Source organism: Syntrophales bacterium (assembly GCA_030655775.1).
GTDB lineage: Bacteria > Desulfobacterota > Syntrophia > Syntrophales > JADFWA01 > JAUSPI01.
This window is the reverse complement of sequence record JAUSPI010000159.1, coordinates 1-14,927: the sequence shown is the minus strand read 5'-3', so window position 1 is coordinate 14,927 and position 14,927 is coordinate 1. Positions and strand designations below refer to the sequence as shown.

Sequence of the window (14,927 nt, the reverse complement as noted above, 5' to 3'; positions counted from 1 at the left end):
ATGTGCAGGCATCTCTCCGATCCATTCCACGCCGGAATCCTTCATGGGAACCGTCGGATCGAGGCCCTTCGTGACGGCATGGGTAATAAGGGCGCTTCGCTTTTCTTGCAGTAGCTTGATGAGGCGTTCTTTCTTTTCTATCAGCGCATCAATTTTTGAGGTTTCGCGGTCGAGGGATGATGCAATGAATTGTTGTTCCGAAATCGATGGTATTGGCAGATAATGACTATAAACGTAATCTCTTGACAAACCGGGAACAGCACTATCCTCAGAGTATGAATCAAGCCCTAAAATTCCTATTAAATAGAAAAGCCATCTTAAATTCATAGATGTAGTTCGCTTATCAATAAAATATGTTGTATCAATAGCAAACACTCCGTTATGACAATAATTTATTTTTCCATAAGACCCTTTACGCCCAATAATTAGGACCGGGGCAAGGGTGTTTGAATGCAAATGCATTCCAACTTGTCCATTGGAACCATATACTTCAATGTTTCCATCGTCACGTTTTTCACTTGCGAGTGAATTCCCGTATGCTAAACGAGCAACCTTTTTAAATCGAAATATCGCCCAATGCTCTGGTATCTCCCCCAGCCATTCCACACCGGAATCCCTGTATGCCGGATAAGGTTTGTATTTTCTGAGACCGCCTTCGGCGGCATTGAGGGATTCACTCATCCTGCCACCTCTCTGAGCAATTCCATTATTTCGCTTTCGATTTTCCTGATATCCACCTCAATCTCTTCGAGGGGACGTGGCGGCTGGTATTTGTAAAAATAGCGGTTAAAGTTGATCTCGTAGCCGACCTTTCCGACTTCTTTGTCTTTATGATCCCGAATCGCCGTGTTGATCCACGCGTCGGGGACATGCGGTTTCACTTCACGATCAAAAAAGTCTTTAATATCTTCGCCCAGTGGCACGTTCTCTGTGTCTCTGAGTTCCGAATCGGCCTCAGGGTGTCCGTCTTTATCGCGGCAGATCTCTGCCGTATCGTCACGCTCCGAAAGGGCAACAAGGATTGCCTTCTTGATCGCCGCCGGAAGCTTCACGTCCACTTTATCGGCCGCTTGCTTCACAACTTTCCGGAACACTTCCCGATCCATGTAAAGAGTATCAGGGAGAGATTTCAGGAGTTTAATGATTTCCTCCTGTCTCGCTCGGCCCTCCGTTTCCTCCGCCTCTTTCGCTTTCGGGTCTTTTTTCCTGCTTACCGCTAAATTCCTGAAAGCGGTCTGCTCATTGAGACGCTCTATTCGTTCGGCTGTTGCCTGAAAATTGAGGCGCAGGGGCTGATCCACGGTAATTTTCCTGAATCCGAAGTAAGTGGTGGGATAAATCCTGCCGTATTCATTCTCTCTGAAAGATTTCAGCATCCTGACGATTTTGTTCTCCTTGCTCTCCGGCACTTCCCGCCTCTTGTTGCCGAGGCTCTTCCTCATGGGCGTCCAGTATGATGTTGCGTCGATCAACTGCACCTTCCCTCGACGTTTTTCCGCTTTACGGTTTGACAGGACCCAGATGTATGTCGCGATCCCCGTGTTGTAGAAAAGCTGTTCCGGCATGGCGACAATGGCCTCAAGCCAGTCGTTCTCCAGAATCCACCGGCGTATCTCGCTTTCGCCGCTTCCCGCGTCGCCCGTAAAGAGGGGAGAACCGTTCATGATGATCGCCAGGCGAGAGCCGCCTTCTTCGGGAGGATTCATATGATAGAGCATGTGCTGCAGGAAGAGTAGCTGTCCATCGGAGATCCGCGGCAAACCGGCGCCGAAACGCCCGCTGTCGCCCCGATCATGTTCCGATTTTACTTTTTCCTCATCCATTTTCCAGTCTTTTCCATACGGCGGATTCGTGATGAGATAATCGAAATGTCTACCGGAATGCTGATCGTTGGAAAGCGTGCTTCCGAAAGCGATGTTGTCGGCATCGTGGCCGTCGGGATGGAGCATGAGCATGTCCGATTTACTTATGGCCCACGTTTCAGGATTTACCTCCTGACCGAAAAGGTGAATATCGGCCATCGGGTTCATTCCGGGAAGGTTTTCAGTACCCATTACGTGCTCCTTGGCAATCGTCAGCATGCCGCCGGAACCGCAACACGGGTCATAAATGGTGCGGACAATCCCTTCACCCATTATAAGTTCCTCATCACCCACGAGCATAAGGGCGACCATGAGACGAACGACATCACGGGGTGTAAAATGCTCCCCGGGATTTTCGTTCAGCGCTTCGTTGAACCTGCGGATCAGCTCTTCAAAGATCGTACCCATCATAGGGTTGGGAACCCGATCCGGGTGAAGCTCTGCATTTTTAAAACGCTCCATTACCTTGAAAAGAAGCCCCGATTGATCGAGCCTTTCGATGGTATTGTCAAATTCGAATTTTTCGAGTACCTCACGCATGTTCGGGCTGAACCCGTTGATATAATTGCGCAGGTTTGACGCGAGGTTCGGCGCGTCGGCGAGGAGCTTTTCAAAATCGTATCGCGATGTATTGTAGAAGGCGAACCCGGAAGCTTTCCTAAGTTGAGGATCAGGGTTGTCGAGTTTTCCCGCGTATTTCGCATTTATTTTGAGAACCTTTTCCTTGGTCGGCGCGAGGACGCAGTCAATACGCCGCAACACGGTCAATGGAAGGATGACATCCTGATACTTGCCCCTTTTAAATGTGTCGCGAATCAGATCGGCAACACCCCATAGAAAACTTACAATCTCACTGTGGTTCATTTCTTCCTCACTTGCAAATCGGGAATAGTCGGCGGCTGTCTTCTATTGTTCCGTCAGCACTGCTCCAGAGCTGTTTCTCTATTGCATTTATGTTTTACCTCAAAGCATTAAGTTGGCGTTTTTTACAATGCCATCTAACTCAGGCAATTACACTTTAATCCCCTCATATTAAGATCGAGTGCCTTCCATATTTCAGGCTGCTCTTTGCACAAGGCAATATCAATATCACCTCTTCGTTTTTTGATCGCTTTTATGATTGTTCTGAACATCTTGATCCTGAGGTCTTCAGGATATCGGAGTTTTTTCCCTTCTTTAACCAGGCTTTTGTTGACTTTCAATAACACAGACTCAGGGAATCGGGCACTGATATGATTGGCAAGTCCGTTGGATGGCCGATATTCACCTATGGTTATTCTTGCAGGCCGAACATATTCAAATATCTTCTCAACCAGTGCTATGTAATCTTTCTCCCAGGTAGAATAGAATATAACGGGATCTATTCTCAAACGCACTTCATAACCCGCTTTCTGTACTTTAGCCGCAGCAATTAAACGAGAATCAGGGGAAGCTGTTCTATGTTCTAACTGTTGGAAAACAGCATCAGTATTTACACTGAAAGAAATGATGGATTGTCCGCCGTGGTTAAGGGAAAGAATATCGTCCACGCAGTCACTTTTGGTTAAAAACAGCAATCGTGTTCCAGGAGCATGTTCGGGCATAAAGGGAATAATCTGTTTTGCAAAGCCGGTTATGTAATCCACAGCCAGGGGGTCACCGAGTTCACCGAGGTTCAGGACTCTTAGGGGTTTTGGTATATCCAATCCATCAAACTTGACAATTTCATCATACATCTTTTCATAATTTATAAAATGGGTGGAAACAGGCTGTGTTCGAAAGGTCAAATAAAGATAACAGTACTCACACCAGAAGTTGCAACTATTGTAAGCCGTCAGTTTATAAAATTTCGCACACCGCCCAATTGGATGTTTAAACTGTTCAATAAAAGGGCTCTTTCTGTCACGTAATAAAAGAACGTTTCTCTCCGCTCGAACCTTTTCTAATCCCCTTTCGCCATTGATCCCCGGTATCTTATCCAGCCAGATCAAAGGTAACCCGGCGTGGCTTGCCATTTGTTCAGCTCTCATTTTATTGCGCATACTCCGGATTGCCCACAATTCCTTCACGAGAGGTTCCCGTGTTTCTTCCGGGTTGTATGCCAAGCTCTCTTCGTGAACTAAATTTTCACGTCCCATTTCTCGGGCTGGATATTCCTTTGGTATAGGCATCACAAATATTTTTCCCTGTACTTATTGAAAATGTCGGTTACAATCTTTTTGCCTGTTTCATTGTGCGAAGCAAAAAACAGAAAGAATAAGGGGCCACCCTTACTGTTCCTCATGAGCACAGGCTCAGGAACGAATTCGAATCCCGCAGCTTTCTGTAGTCTTTCCTTCTTGAACCAATTACTAAGCTTAGCATTGCTGTCAACAACTTTGACTCGGTATGTATCTCCAAAGAGATTCATCTGGTTGTCTTCTTTATATAAAATCTCCTGCCATTCATCGGTTCCACAAAACCTGTTCATTCGTTCTATTTGTTCTGGCTCTGCCGTTAACAGATCCTTATGCAACACATTCCGGTTCATATCCATAAGTGGAAAGTTCAAAAAGATTTCAGTTGTTCTTTGTTGGGCCGCTGTCATTATTGTTTTCCAATTAAGATGCAAACCGTATGGGTCCAAAACACATAAGGCTCTCTTATAACTTTTATAAGAAAGCGAGGGCAAAATTTTTTCTGTTAATATCTCGTTGCAGTCTTCCTGATATATGTTTATGTCTGTCCTGTCACCAATCAATCCGCTAAGGATTCCCGTTTTCTTTTTATCAATATCAATGTAATGATATTCTGTAAAAGGATTGTCAATCTCAAGGGCGTTCCAAGGCGAACCCGGAATCAACTCCCCGGTTCGTTTTGAAATGTGGACTCCGGGTCCTGCAAAGGCATCGATATAAGCATATCCTTTGCACCACTCTTTATTTTTCATTATTTCTGTGAAGGCATTAGCATATTCTTTGATAATGTCCAGCTTGACTTCAGACCAAATGCCTATCTCATCCAATTTCATTGTTGTTCCTCTATCCAATGAATCTTTTCAACATAGCCTTCCCGGTGCTGCTCCAGGGTCTCTTCTCTAATGCCTCAATGTTTTCCCTCAAAGCATTGCATTGGCGGGAAAAGTCCATGACCGCCGCTATACCTGTTTCCCGAAGAAAAAAAACAATAATATGCATGCTCTCCCGCGATTCCCTCAAATTTATACGCCGTTTTGAACTACACAGGTTTTGCCTCCAGCCGTTTCCGCGCCAGCTCAACCGCTTTATGAAGTTTCTGCTCCAGCAGTTCGCGCTTCGGCGTTGAGGTCTTCCAGCTCGACGTGGATATCCCATAGTGATTGAAGATCGTTCATTCCACGCCCTCCAACAATTTGGCGATTTCAGCGGGTGAAGGCAGTTGCCCTTTGAGTTCCTTGGGCAAGCGCTTGACTATGCGATAGGTCGCCACGCCGATGGGCTTGCGGGCATCGTGCAGGGCATATTCGACAACCGTGCGGTTCTTCTCCTTGCAAAGGATTATACCGATGGAGGGATTTTCACCCTCCTCGCGCACCTGCCGGTCCAAAGCGGCCAGATAGAACTGCATCTTGCCCACGAACTCCGGTTGAAACTCGCCAATCTTGAGTTCGATGGCGACAAGGCATTTGAGGCGGCGGTGGTAGAGCAGCAGATCAATGAAGTATTCCTTATCATCCACAGCAAGACGAAACTGGCTACCGACAAACGCAAACAAACCGCCCATAGCGCGAAGAAAGTTCTCAATTCGTGCGATGAGGGCGCGTTCCAGCTCGCGTTCGGAATGCTCTTCGCCCATCTCTAGAAAGTCGAAGGTGTATTCATCTTTCACGGCAAGTTTCGCCTGTGCGCGCTGGCCGGGCGTCAGCGTTTTATCGAAATTGGTCTGGCCAAGGAGAGACTTCTCATAACTCTGGTTCTCGATCTGATGAATCAATACATTTTTCGACCAGCCGAATTTCCGGGTCATGCGGATGTAGAATTCACGCTCCAGAGGGTCTTTGCAGCGTTGGAGGATAACCAGGTTATGGGTCCAACCGATTTGTGCAACCAGGGGTTGCACTTTTGGCAGATCGCAGTATGCGAGGTAAAATTCCCGCATGTAGAATACATTTCTGCGGGAATAGCCGCTGACGCCGGGAAACTCCTGTCGCAGGTCTGCGGCAAGCTGCTCGGCGATAGCAGCGCCATGGTCGGCGTTGGTCTGCCGCTCGGCAATCAGCTTGCCAATATCCCAGTAGAGCGCGACCAGTTCCTTGTTGACCGCTCTGAGGGCCTCGTACTGGGCTGAACGGATACGCTCCTTCACTTCTGCCAGAAGCACGGCGTAATCGGCAGGTAATTGCTTCGAAAGTTTGCTCATATTCCCAACTCCTCAAAATTCCCGGCTATCCGCTCCGCCAGTTCCACCGCTTTGTGAAGTTTATGCTCCAGCCTTTTTTCTAATGCCTCAATGTTTTCCATTCGGTTGAATCCTTGTTTTTCTTTTAAATTTTCGAAATTCCAAGAAATTCCAAGGCCAGTATACCTGTTTTCTGAAGAAAAAATGTAATGACATGTATAGTGTTCCCTATTTTTCGCTGACATTATTTGTGTTTTGTATTTGCATTACACAGGTTTTGCCTCCAGCCGTTTCCGCGCCAGCTCAACCGCTTTATGAAGTTTCTGCTCCAGCAGTTCGCGCTTCGGCAGTTCGGTCATGTATTCAGCTACCTTGATGCCGCTCTTATCCAGTTGCAACAGCTCTATCTGCTCGCTTGTTTTTCCGGCGCAGAGGATTAATCCCAGGGGTGTTTCTTCGCCGGGTTCCTTTCCATATTTTTCCAGCCAGCGCAGATAGAGTTCCATCTGGCCTTTGTAAGCCGGCCTGAATTTACTGAGTTTTAATTCAATGGCAATAAGCCGTTTGAGTTTGCGGTGAAAAAAGAGCAGATCAAGATAATAATCCTCATTATCGACTGTGATCCTCTTTTGGCGGGCAACAAACGAAAAACCGGCCCCAAGCTCCAGGATAAAGCTCTCCATTTCCCGCAGGATGGCCGTTTCAAGATCTTTTTCACTGTAAGTATCTTTCAAGCCCAGAAAGTCGAGAAAATATGGATCCCTGAAAACCAGGTCCGGTGTTAACCTGTCCTCCTCCCGCAAGGCGGCAAGATCTTTCTCGATTAGTTTTTCAGGCTTCTTTGATATGGCAGTGCGCTCATAAAGCATGCCATCAATTTTTTTCCGCAATGTCCGAACACTCCAGTGTTCTATCCGGCACATCTCGGCGTAGAAATCACGTTGGAGATCGTCTTTAAGAGTAATTATTTCAAGAAAATGGCTCCAGCTCAATTGTATCGACAGTGTCGAGACAATCTTCCTTTCAGGAAAAACTTCAGCAAATCGAATCATCCTTGATAGATTCCTGATGCCAAATCCATTGCCGAATTCTGGAACTAATTTTGCCGACAGTGTCGGCAAAATTGCTTCACCATATCCCGCCCGCTTTTCCTTCAAAATATCCTGGCGGATACGGCTGCCGATCTGCCAGTAAAGAATAGTCAAGCTGGCGTTAACCGCAATGGCAACATTATGCCTGGCAGTTTCAGTGAGCGAACGGATATCACCGATAAGATCGCCTGAAATGGACTTGTTGTATTCTTTTGTAATCTGCTTTCCCGTTTCCTTTTTCATATTTTGACAACCTCGCTGATAACCCCCTTGGTTTGAATTCCAGGGACATATTTCCAGAAGAAAAAAGGCAATAATAATATGTAGTGTTCCCTATTTTCCGCTGACATCACTTATATTCTGTGTTGCACTACACAGGTTTTACCTCCAGCCGTTTCCGCGCCAATTCAACCGCTTTGTGAAGTTTCTACTCCAGCCTTTTTTCTAATGCCTCAATGTTTTCCATTCATGTGAATCCTTGTTTTTGTTTTGAATTCTCGGGAGATTAGAAACCTGAATCAGAAATAGGACGACACATTTAATCGCTATTCCCGTAAGTTGCCTTGTCTTCAGCAACCGTTGTTTGTTTTGGACGCTCAGGCAGTTGAATATCTATATGAACCTTTGCCCCCAGAACCTCAGCAACCCTGCGCAACATGCTCAAGGAGTGGCCCTCATACGATGTTGATTCAAGACGGCTGATCTGCTGTTGAGATGTTCCCACCCTTTGGGCTAGTTCCTTCTGAGATAAACCCGCCTTTTTACGCAAGGCAGCTAACTGCAGAGCTACGTCCCAAGCCTCACCGGCCTTTTGGTAGCGTCTGACAAAATCAGGGTCTTTCAACTGTTCTTCAAGGTATCTGTCAAAATTAGTTTTTAGTTTCATACCGGATTTCTCTCCAGCCAATCAAGTTTTCTGTCCAAAGCAACCTTACGATCTTTTGAGGCAATCTTTTTTGCTTTGCTTCGAATCCCATGCAAAGCAATGATCCTCTTTCCCTTCATAAAAAATACAGGACACGGGAGTTTAACTTTCCAAGATGTCTCAGCTCAAAAAGGTCATCACCAATAGATTTTGAAAGAGGCGGCCTGTGATAATTCCTGTTTTGAAGTTTAGCAAGACCGGCCATTACTGCTGCAAAATCGTCAGGATCTGATTCCTTAAGGTCGTCGAGAAACTCCCGTACAGGACATCGCCCTGAACTTGTTTCATAAAACTCTATAGTAAATTCCATAATCAGTCAACATCAATATTGATGTATTTAAGCGCTCCTATAACTCTCTAATCGCCTTCATTTCATATTCCTCAATCAGTCCTTCATCGGCAAAGCTGAAGTAGCGGTTGTCTCCGATAATAATATGGTCAAAGAAACTGATGCCGGTCGCCTTCGCTGCCATCATCAGGCTTTTTGTAAACGCTTTGTCATCTTTACTGGGAGTTGCCGAACCGGAGGGGTGATTGTGGGCGACAATGATGGAAGGAGCGTTATATTTAATCGCGCTCTGCAAGATATCACGAATATAGGGATTTGCCCTGTCAACTGTTCCGTGATCGATATCAATAACATCTGATATTGCGTTTCGCCTGTCGAGAAGCAGCAGCATAAACCGTTCTTTTTTCAGATCCCTCATGAGGGGCATCAGGAAGTTCGCAACATCAGATGATTTTTTAATCGAGCCCTCGAGCGCTTTTTCTTCGCTTAACATTCGTCTGCCCAATTCGATGGCGGCTTTGATTTGTGCAATTTTCGCATCTTTCAGACCAAGAATCTCTTTAAATTCAGAAGCATCGATGCCGCTCATGGCGCGGAGCGATTTGTATTTGTGAAGCAGTTCTCTTCCAATGTCAACGGCGCTTCTGCCGGGTGTTCCTGTTCTGATTAAAATTGCAAGAAGCTCCGCATTGCTTAAGGTATGTTCTCCGTACTTCAGCAATTTTTCCCGAGGCCGGTCATCTTCCGACCAGTTACGGATTGAAACAGGATATTTTGCTTTTTCTTTCTTTTCCATTCAAAAAGCCAGCTCATCGGTGATCGATCGCCATGATAGAACATTTACCCCTGAACGTACCTGGTTTTCGTCACCGCCATAGACCAAATATTGTGGATCTTCAGATGATCCGGTAATTTTTCGCCACTTCCTCAAACCCGTAAAATAATCCCGAGTAATCGTCTGCCCCGACTTTATTTCTACGGGCATTAATGTATTCCCCTCCTCAATGAGCACATCAATTTCGGTTCCAAGGTTATCACGCCAGAAAAAGATATTTGAGGGCAAGCCGCGATTAAATCTATCCTTCAAGAGCTCGCCGATGACCAAACACTCAAACAATGAACCCCTCATCGGGTGTATTGAGAGATGGTCAATATTCTGTATGCCCAGCAGCCATGCCGCAAGGCCGGTATCATAAAAATAGATTTTGGGCGATTTTACAAGTCGCTTGCCGAAATTGTTGTAATGAGGATACAGCAAAAAGACAATGTAACTTGCTTCCAATACAGTTAACCATGCCTTTGCGGTATTATGGGAAATTCCGCAATCATTTCCCAGGCTGACTAAATTCAGCAATTGTCCTGTTCTTGCTGCACACATACGGACAAAACGCTGAAACGTGCTTAAGTCTTTAACATTTAAAATCTGCCGGACATCCCGTTCTATATATGTCACAATATAATTGGCATACCAGTTAGAAGGAGGTATGTTCCTGTCATAGATAGGAGGATATAATCCTTTAAACAATAATTCGTTCAGGTCATTAAAGGTATTCTTCTGGTTTTTTAGCTCACCCGTTGAAAAGGGCAACAACGGTACCAATCCGACTCGCCCTGCTAATGTTTGAGTGATCTTCGATAGTAAACCAAACTGTTGAGAACCGGTTAAAATGAACAACCCCTGGCGTCCATCGAGATCAATATTGGTCTGTATGTATGAGAGCAGAGCAGGACATCGCTGCACTTCATCCAAAAGTGCTCCATCGGGAAATCGCGCGAGAAAACCGCGCGGGTCTTCATTCGCAAATTCCAGCTGATCAGGATCTTCAAGGGAAACATACGGTTTATCGGGAAATGAATGCCGGGCCAATGTCGTTTTGCCGGACTGTCGCGGTCCCGTGATAGCAACAACCGGATAGCGTTTCTTTAATTCATTTAACGTTTTATGAGCTAAACGTGGAATCATGTATTTAACCTTAATAAGATTTATACAATTTGTCAATAGATTTTACATATTGTATAAACCTTTGCCGATCTCCTTTATTCCCCTAAAACTCCTACGTAGATTCCTACCCCTATTTTTTATTCCCTGAATTCGAACATCACCTTCTCGTAGGGTTCAAACATCATTTTATAAAGATCCATTGCATACCGGTCGGTCATTCCGGATATATAATCCGCGATAACCCTGCATTTATCTCTCCTGTCATCTGCCGTTTCGTAGCTGATTTTAAATGACTCGGGCATCATTTCAGGCCTCTTCTCCAGATGCTTAAAAATCCTCTGGATGATCAATTTCCCCTTCTCGTTCATTATGCACACCTGCGGTTTCCTATATACATTCTCGAGGAGAAATTGCTGTAGTGCTTCGAAATCTTCCATATCCTTGACCGGTGCGGCAACTATCGCAGCATCAATTCTACGGGCATCATCTACAGACGCTATCTTATAATTTGTCAAGTTTTCCGTGGTTTTTTCTATGACGGCAATATTTGTTTTTTCTATCAGTGTTCTAACGAGCAATCGTGCCTGTTTTGTTGTATCCAAGTCTTCAAAACCCCTGTATCTGTCCCTGCACTTTGCAAGAACTCTGTCAACAAAGGAATTGCCCAGATTTTTGATCTCCGGCATGGAAAGATAACCGGCATTCAATGCATCTTCAATATCATGCGCACAGTAGGCGAGCGGATCGGCAATGTTGACTACCTGTGCCTCCAGTGACGGCATCGGGAACTGCTTGAACTCGTCCGGGATGTCCGGATTGTCATAAACTGAATCATGGCGGGCTATCCCTTCCCTCGTTTCGTAACAGAGATTAAGGCCGTCATAGTCCCGGTATCTCTTTTCCAGTATATCCACGACTCTCAGGCTTTGCAGGTTGTGCTCGAATCCGCCGTTATCCTTCATGATTTCATTGAGCGTTTCTTCACCGGCATGGCCGAACGGGGTATGGCCGAGGTCATGCGCGTAAGATATTGCCTCGCAGAGGTCTTCATTCAATCGGAACGTTCTTGCCAGAGTTCTTGCGTGTTGGGCCACTTCAAGGGTATGGGTCAATCTGGTCCTGTAAAAATCGCCCTCGCTTATCAGGAAGACCTGTGTCTTGTACTGAAGATCCTTGAATGCCTTTGAATAGAGTATCCTGTCTCTATCCCTCTGGAAACAAACCCTGTAATCATCCTGTTCATCCCCGTGAAGGGTTCTCCCCATACTTTGAGAACTCTTTATCGCATACGGGGCCAAATTTTTCTCTTCTAATTCCTCAAGTCTCTCTCTTGTGTTCATTTTCATGCTCCCGATATTTGACAGCCTCGGAAAAAACCATCACTATTTACCACCAGCGACCTCTTGCCTGGTAGGTCTCGATAAACCTTTCGATAGAACGGTCATAGGTCTTTTCTACATCGTTGGGGAAAAAACAGCCGGGAAACTGACCCATTTTCCAGTGGTACTGCATACATTCACAACAGATGCCTTTTCTGCTGCAGGGTTCATAGCTGCAGTTGCATTTCGCCTTATTTCCCTCAACATTACATTCTTTCATCACTTCCCCTAAAATTATTCTTTGTAATTTGATCGACATCTTTTTTCGAAATTTTCATGCAACCCTGCCCCAATTGTATTATATTTTGAGACCTTTGCAAAACTGTAATTTTGGTCATTGCGAGGTGTCCCGAACGAAGCGAGGGAACAGCCGTGGCAATCTTATGAATTATCAATATGTTATGAGATTGCTTCGCTTCACTCGCAATGACAATATGGGCATTGTGCAAAGCTTTCATTTTATGACCTCTTTGAGCTTTTCGATGAGAACCGTATTCTGGTCATGTCTCTTCACGGCCACCCGGAAATAACGATCCTCCATCCCCTGAAAGGTACTGCAATCTCTTATTAATATCCCGCCTTGAGCGAGATGATCTCTCAGTTCCGTAGAGTTTACACTAATCCGGCTGTCCATGGAGACGAGAAGAAAGTTTGCCGCGCTGCTGTAAGTCTTAAAGCCGGGGATTTCGTTCAGGGCATTGCTTAAAAAGTCTCTTTCGGTAAGTATATATTGCCTTGTTTCCCTGATATAATCTGCATCAACAAGGGCTTTGACGACTGCTTTTTGCACCAGCGAGTTGACCGTCCAGGGAGGTTTATATTCCCTGATTTTTTTGACACATGGTGCGGAAGCCATTACATAACCTACCCGAAGGCCTGGGATTCCGAAAAATTTTGTCATAGACCTCAGTACGATCAGATTGGAAAACCTGAAAATTTCTTCTTTAACAGATTCCTCCTCAACAAAATCTATAAAGGCCTCGTCAATCACCGCAAGTGCCCCGGTTTCACCGGCACACGCTATAATCCTGTACAACTCATCCTTTGGAGTCAAAACACCGGTTGGATTTGCCGGGTTACAGAAATACACAATATCAAACCCTTCCCTCAAACGTTCGCAAAGGCGATCAATATCTACTGAAAAATTACTTTTATCCTCTGTCTGGAAATATGAAACTTTTGTCCCGACTGCTTTAAGGCCTTTCTCATATTCGCTGAAGGCAGGTGTGACAATAAGGGCATTTTCAGGTTTAAATACGACCGGTATCCAGTAGATAAATTCAGTCGAGCCATTCCCTGCAAGGATAGAATCCTGACCTATACCATGGTATTCCGACAATCCCGAAACAAGATCAAAAGAATCAATATCGGGATAATTTAAGATGGAATCAAATTCTTCTGTTACCGATTCCCGCAAGCCGGGAGGATAACCCAGCGGATTTATATTGGCACTGAAATCAATAATCGCATCTTCGTCGATTCCGTATATTCTAGACATCTCATTGACGTTACCGCCATGGTCTCTTTTCATCATCACACCATCCATAGAACAGTTATACAGGCAACGACCATCAAGAAAGATGAGACAAACATAATAATCCACGCCTTTTTTACATCCTCTTTATCCGTCTCTTTTATCTTGTCGCCAATCGTGGGTTTGTCGGCAACTTCTCCAAAATATTGAATTTTACCGCCGAGCTGTATGGAAAGGGAGCCGGCCACCGCGGCTTCAGGTATGCCGCTGTTCGGACTCGAGTGGTTGTGACCATCCCTTTTCATAATTTTCCAGGAATCCCTCCAGTTTAATCTCAAAATAAAAGAGGCCGCCACAATAATAACACCGGTAAGTCTTGCCGGTATCCAGTTGAATATATCGTCCATTTTGGCGGAAAACCAGCCAATATCCCTGTATCTTTCGTTCTTATATCCAACCATCGAGTCGAGGGTGTTGACCGCCTTATAGGTCATGGCAAGGGGGGGGCCACCAATGGCCAGGTAGAACAGAGGCGCCACGATGCCATCGGAGAGGTTTTCCGATACCGTTTCAATGACAGCCCTAAGAATCTCTTTCTCATCAAGGTTTCCCGTATCTCTTCCCACAATCATGGAGAGGTTCTTTCGTGCCTCTTCTATATTTCCACGGTTTAAGGAATCGATAACAGTTTTACTTTCATCGTAAAGAGACCGTGTTGCCAGTGTAAGAGAGGCGAGCAGAACCGATATAATCATACCGAACCAGAAGGTTATAAAGAAACTCCCTTCCACTATCGCCCATGTAACAAAAAAGGTGGGGGCAACCACTGCGAACCACAGAATGATCCCGGCTTTCTTTTCATCTATAAATCCCCCCTTACCCCCCTTTACTAAGGGGGGGATATTGCTTTCCAAAAATCTTATGAACTTCCCCATAATCACCACGGGATGCGGCAGCCAGCGGGGATCGCCGACGACGATGTCTACTATATATGCTCCGAAGAAAGATACTGGCGTCATTGTAGTTCACATTCCAATATATCAAGAAAGCAGTGCTGATCCCGGGTCACTTTTTCAGATTTCAAGATTTTTATTCTTTTCTTGAATATGGGACCCGATACCACCAACGTATGATATTCTCCGCCCTCTCCGGACATATCGACCCCCTCAACTTCTGAAATATCCCTGACGAAATCACGATCAATTCTGCGCCCAAGCCACTCAAACCCCAACAGATCTTTTTTGGTAGCTACAACAATGGCTTCGAACCCGGCTTCTATCAACTCTTCTATCAGGTCTTCCCTCTTCTTTTCCCCCCACAGTGGTAGAACGGCCTCCATCCCCGATTCTTTACTGACCCTTTCCACCCATTCCCTGTGCTCTTCGAGGTCGATATCTCCAAAAATACCTGTTTCAACCCCTTTATCTTTCAAGTCGGCAAGGGCCTTTTTAAATTCTTCTTCGTAAGTTTCCCATGAGCTTTTTGGCTGGACGATATGAAGCCCCATCGCCTGAGACTGCATTCGCAGGATATCTGTTCTGATACCGTGGGATCGGGATATTTCACCATCTTCGGCTACCATGTTTAAGAGATGAGTAACATGGAACTTTTCCATCACCCTGTAATAAGA

The 14,927-nt window shown here is 45.4% G+C and carries 18 protein-coding genes; all 18 read right to left on the bottom strand.

The window, feature by feature from the left end; genetic code table 11:
- Positions 1–681: restriction endonuclease subunit S (locus Q7J27_08725; protein MDO9529231.1), on the bottom strand; the 681-nt coding region annotated here is incomplete at its 3' end.
- Positions 678–2,726, bottom strand: coding sequence for a class I SAM-dependent DNA methyltransferase (locus tag Q7J27_08720; GenBank protein ID MDO9529230.1), 2,049 nt, complete (start codon positions 2,724–2,726; stop codon positions 678–680). The genes Q7J27_08725 and Q7J27_08720, both read right to left, overlap by 4 nt.
- Positions 2,727–2,860: 134 nt before the next feature.
- Complete coding sequence (locus Q7J27_08715; protein MDO9529229.1) at positions 2,861–4,012, bottom strand: hypothetical protein; 1,152 nt, start codon at positions 4,010–4,012, stop codon at positions 2,861–2,863.
- Positions 4,012–4,851, bottom strand: a complete 840-nt coding sequence (locus Q7J27_08710) for a three-Cys-motif partner protein TcmP (GenBank protein ID MDO9529228.1) — start codon at positions 4,849–4,851, stop codon at positions 4,012–4,014. Before Q7J27_08710 ends, Q7J27_08715 begins: the two co-directional genes overlap by 1 nt.
- 10 nt (positions 4,852–4,861) lie before the next feature.
- Complete coding sequence (locus Q7J27_08705; protein ID MDO9529227.1) at positions 4,862–5,017, bottom strand: hypothetical protein; 156 nt, start codon at positions 5,015–5,017, stop codon at positions 4,862–4,864.
- Between the two features lie 172 nt (positions 5,018–5,189).
- Positions 5,190–6,218, bottom strand: a complete 1,029-nt coding sequence (locus tag Q7J27_08700) for a PDDEXK nuclease domain-containing protein (protein ID MDO9529226.1) — start codon at positions 6,216–6,218, stop codon at positions 5,190–5,192.
- 245 nt (positions 6,219–6,463) lie between these two features.
- A complete protein-coding gene (locus Q7J27_08695) occupies positions 6,464–7,531 on the bottom strand; it encodes a PDDEXK nuclease domain-containing protein (protein MDO9529225.1) in 1,068 nt (355 codons plus the stop codon).
- A gap of 295 nt (positions 7,532–7,826) precedes the next feature.
- On the bottom strand, positions 7,827–8,174 hold the full coding sequence (locus tag Q7J27_08690; protein ID MDO9529224.1) for a helix-turn-helix transcriptional regulator: 348 nt from the start codon (positions 8,172–8,174) through the stop codon (positions 7,827–7,829).
- Positions 8,171–8,293 (bottom strand): hypothetical protein, encoded by a 123-nt coding sequence (locus Q7J27_08685; GenBank protein ID MDO9529223.1) that lies wholly within the window; start codon positions 8,291–8,293, stop codon positions 8,171–8,173. The genes Q7J27_08690 and Q7J27_08685 overlap by 4 nt, the downstream gene beginning before the upstream one ends.
- A complete protein-coding gene (locus Q7J27_08680; GenBank protein MDO9529222.1) occupies positions 8,290–8,523 on the bottom strand; it encodes a hypothetical protein in 234 nt (77 codons plus the stop codon). Before Q7J27_08680 ends, Q7J27_08685 begins: the two co-directional genes overlap by 4 nt.
- Positions 8,524–8,560: 37 nt before the next feature.
- The gene (gene radC / locus Q7J27_08675; GenBank protein MDO9529221.1) at positions 8,561–9,298 is read right to left on the bottom strand and encodes a DNA repair protein RadC; all 738 of its coding nucleotides are present in this window, start codon (positions 9,296–9,298) and stop codon (positions 8,561–8,563) included.
- Positions 9,299–10,465 carry an ATP-binding protein gene (locus tag Q7J27_08670; protein ID MDO9529220.1) on the bottom strand — a complete coding sequence of 389 codons (1,167 nt, stop codon included), beginning with the start codon at positions 10,463–10,465 and terminating at the stop codon, positions 9,299–9,301.
- Between the two features lie 116 nt (positions 10,466–10,581).
- Positions 10,582–11,784, bottom strand: a complete 1,203-nt coding sequence (locus tag Q7J27_08665; protein MDO9529219.1) for a deoxyguanosinetriphosphate triphosphohydrolase — start codon at positions 11,782–11,784, stop codon at positions 10,582–10,584.
- Between the two features lie 46 nt (positions 11,785–11,830).
- The gene (locus Q7J27_08660; GenBank protein ID MDO9529218.1) at positions 11,831–12,043 is read right to left on the bottom strand and encodes a DUF6485 family protein; all 213 of its coding nucleotides are present in this window, start codon (positions 12,041–12,043) and stop codon (positions 11,831–11,833) included.
- Positions 12,030–12,281: a hypothetical protein gene (locus tag Q7J27_08655; GenBank protein MDO9529217.1), complete on the bottom strand. Its 252-nt coding sequence runs from the start codon at positions 12,279–12,281 to the stop codon at positions 12,030–12,032. Before Q7J27_08655 ends, Q7J27_08660 begins: the two co-directional genes overlap by 14 nt.
- Positions 12,278–13,357, bottom strand: a complete 1,080-nt coding sequence (gene cobD, locus Q7J27_08650; protein ID MDO9529216.1) for a threonine-phosphate decarboxylase CobD — start codon at positions 13,355–13,357, stop codon at positions 12,278–12,280. The genes Q7J27_08655 and cobD overlap by 4 nt, the downstream gene beginning before the upstream one ends.
- Positions 13,357–14,316 (bottom strand): adenosylcobinamide-phosphate synthase CbiB, encoded by a 960-nt coding sequence (gene cbiB, locus Q7J27_08645; GenBank protein ID MDO9529215.1) that lies wholly within the window; start codon positions 14,314–14,316, stop codon positions 13,357–13,359. The genes cobD and cbiB overlap by 1 nt, the downstream gene beginning before the upstream one ends.
- Positions 14,313–14,927 (bottom strand): diphthine--ammonia ligase (locus Q7J27_08640; GenBank protein ID MDO9529214.1); only part of this gene is annotated, 615 nt, incomplete at its 5' end. The genes cbiB and Q7J27_08640, both read right to left, overlap by 4 nt.

Bases quoted from the DNA above. Each gene is read 5' to 3' on its own strand.
- Q7J27_08720 (MDO9529230.1), bottom strand. From the start codon at position 2,726: ATGAACCACAGTGAGATTGTAAGTTTTCTATGGGGTGTTGCCGATCTG.
- Q7J27_08715 (MDO9529229.1), bottom strand. From the start codon at position 4,012: ATGCCTATACCAAAGGAATATCCAGCCCGAGAAATGGGACGTGAAAAT.
- Q7J27_08710 (MDO9529228.1), bottom strand. From the start codon at position 4,851: ATGAAATTGGATGAGATAGGCATTTGGTCTGAAGTCAAGCTGGACATT.
- Q7J27_08705 (MDO9529227.1), bottom strand. From the start codon at position 5,017: ATGCATATTATTGTTTTTTTTCTTCGGGAAACAGGTATAGCGGCGGTC.
- Q7J27_08700 (MDO9529226.1), bottom strand. From the start codon at position 6,218: ATGAGCAAACTTTCGAAGCAATTACCTGCCGATTACGCCGTGCTTCTG.
- Q7J27_08695 (MDO9529225.1), bottom strand. From the start codon at position 7,531: ATGAAAAAGGAAACGGGAAAGCAGATTACAAAAGAATACAACAAGTCC.
- Q7J27_08690 (MDO9529224.1), bottom strand. From the start codon at position 8,174: ATGAAACTAAAAACTAATTTTGACAGATACCTTGAAGAACAGTTGAAA.
- Q7J27_08685 (MDO9529223.1), bottom strand. From the start codon at position 8,293: ATGAAGGGAAAGAGGATCATTGCTTTGCATGGGATTCGAAGCAAAGCA.
- Q7J27_08680 (MDO9529222.1), bottom strand. From the start codon at position 8,523: ATGGAATTTACTATAGAGTTTTATGAAACAAGTTCAGGGCGATGTCCT.
- radC (MDO9529221.1), bottom strand. From the start codon at position 9,298: ATGGAAAAGAAAGAAAAAGCAAAATATCCTGTTTCAATCCGTAACTGG.
- Q7J27_08670 (MDO9529220.1), bottom strand. From the start codon at position 10,465: ATGATTCCACGTTTAGCTCATAAAACGTTAAATGAATTAAAGAAACGC.
- Q7J27_08665 (MDO9529219.1), bottom strand. From the start codon at position 11,784: ATGAACACAAGAGAGAGACTTGAGGAATTAGAAGAGAAAAATTTGGCC.
- Q7J27_08660 (MDO9529218.1), bottom strand. From the start codon at position 12,043: ATGAAAGAATGTAATGTTGAGGGAAATAAGGCGAAATGCAACTGCAGC.
- Q7J27_08655 (MDO9529217.1), bottom strand. From the start codon at position 12,281: ATGAAAGCTTTGCACAATGCCCATATTGTCATTGCGAGTGAAGCGAAG.
- cobD (MDO9529216.1), bottom strand. From the start codon at position 13,357: ATGATGAAAAGAGACCATGGCGGTAACGTCAATGAGATGTCTAGAATA.
- cbiB (MDO9529215.1), bottom strand. From the start codon at position 14,316: ATGACGCCAGTATCTTTCTTCGGAGCATATATAGTAGACATCGTCGTC.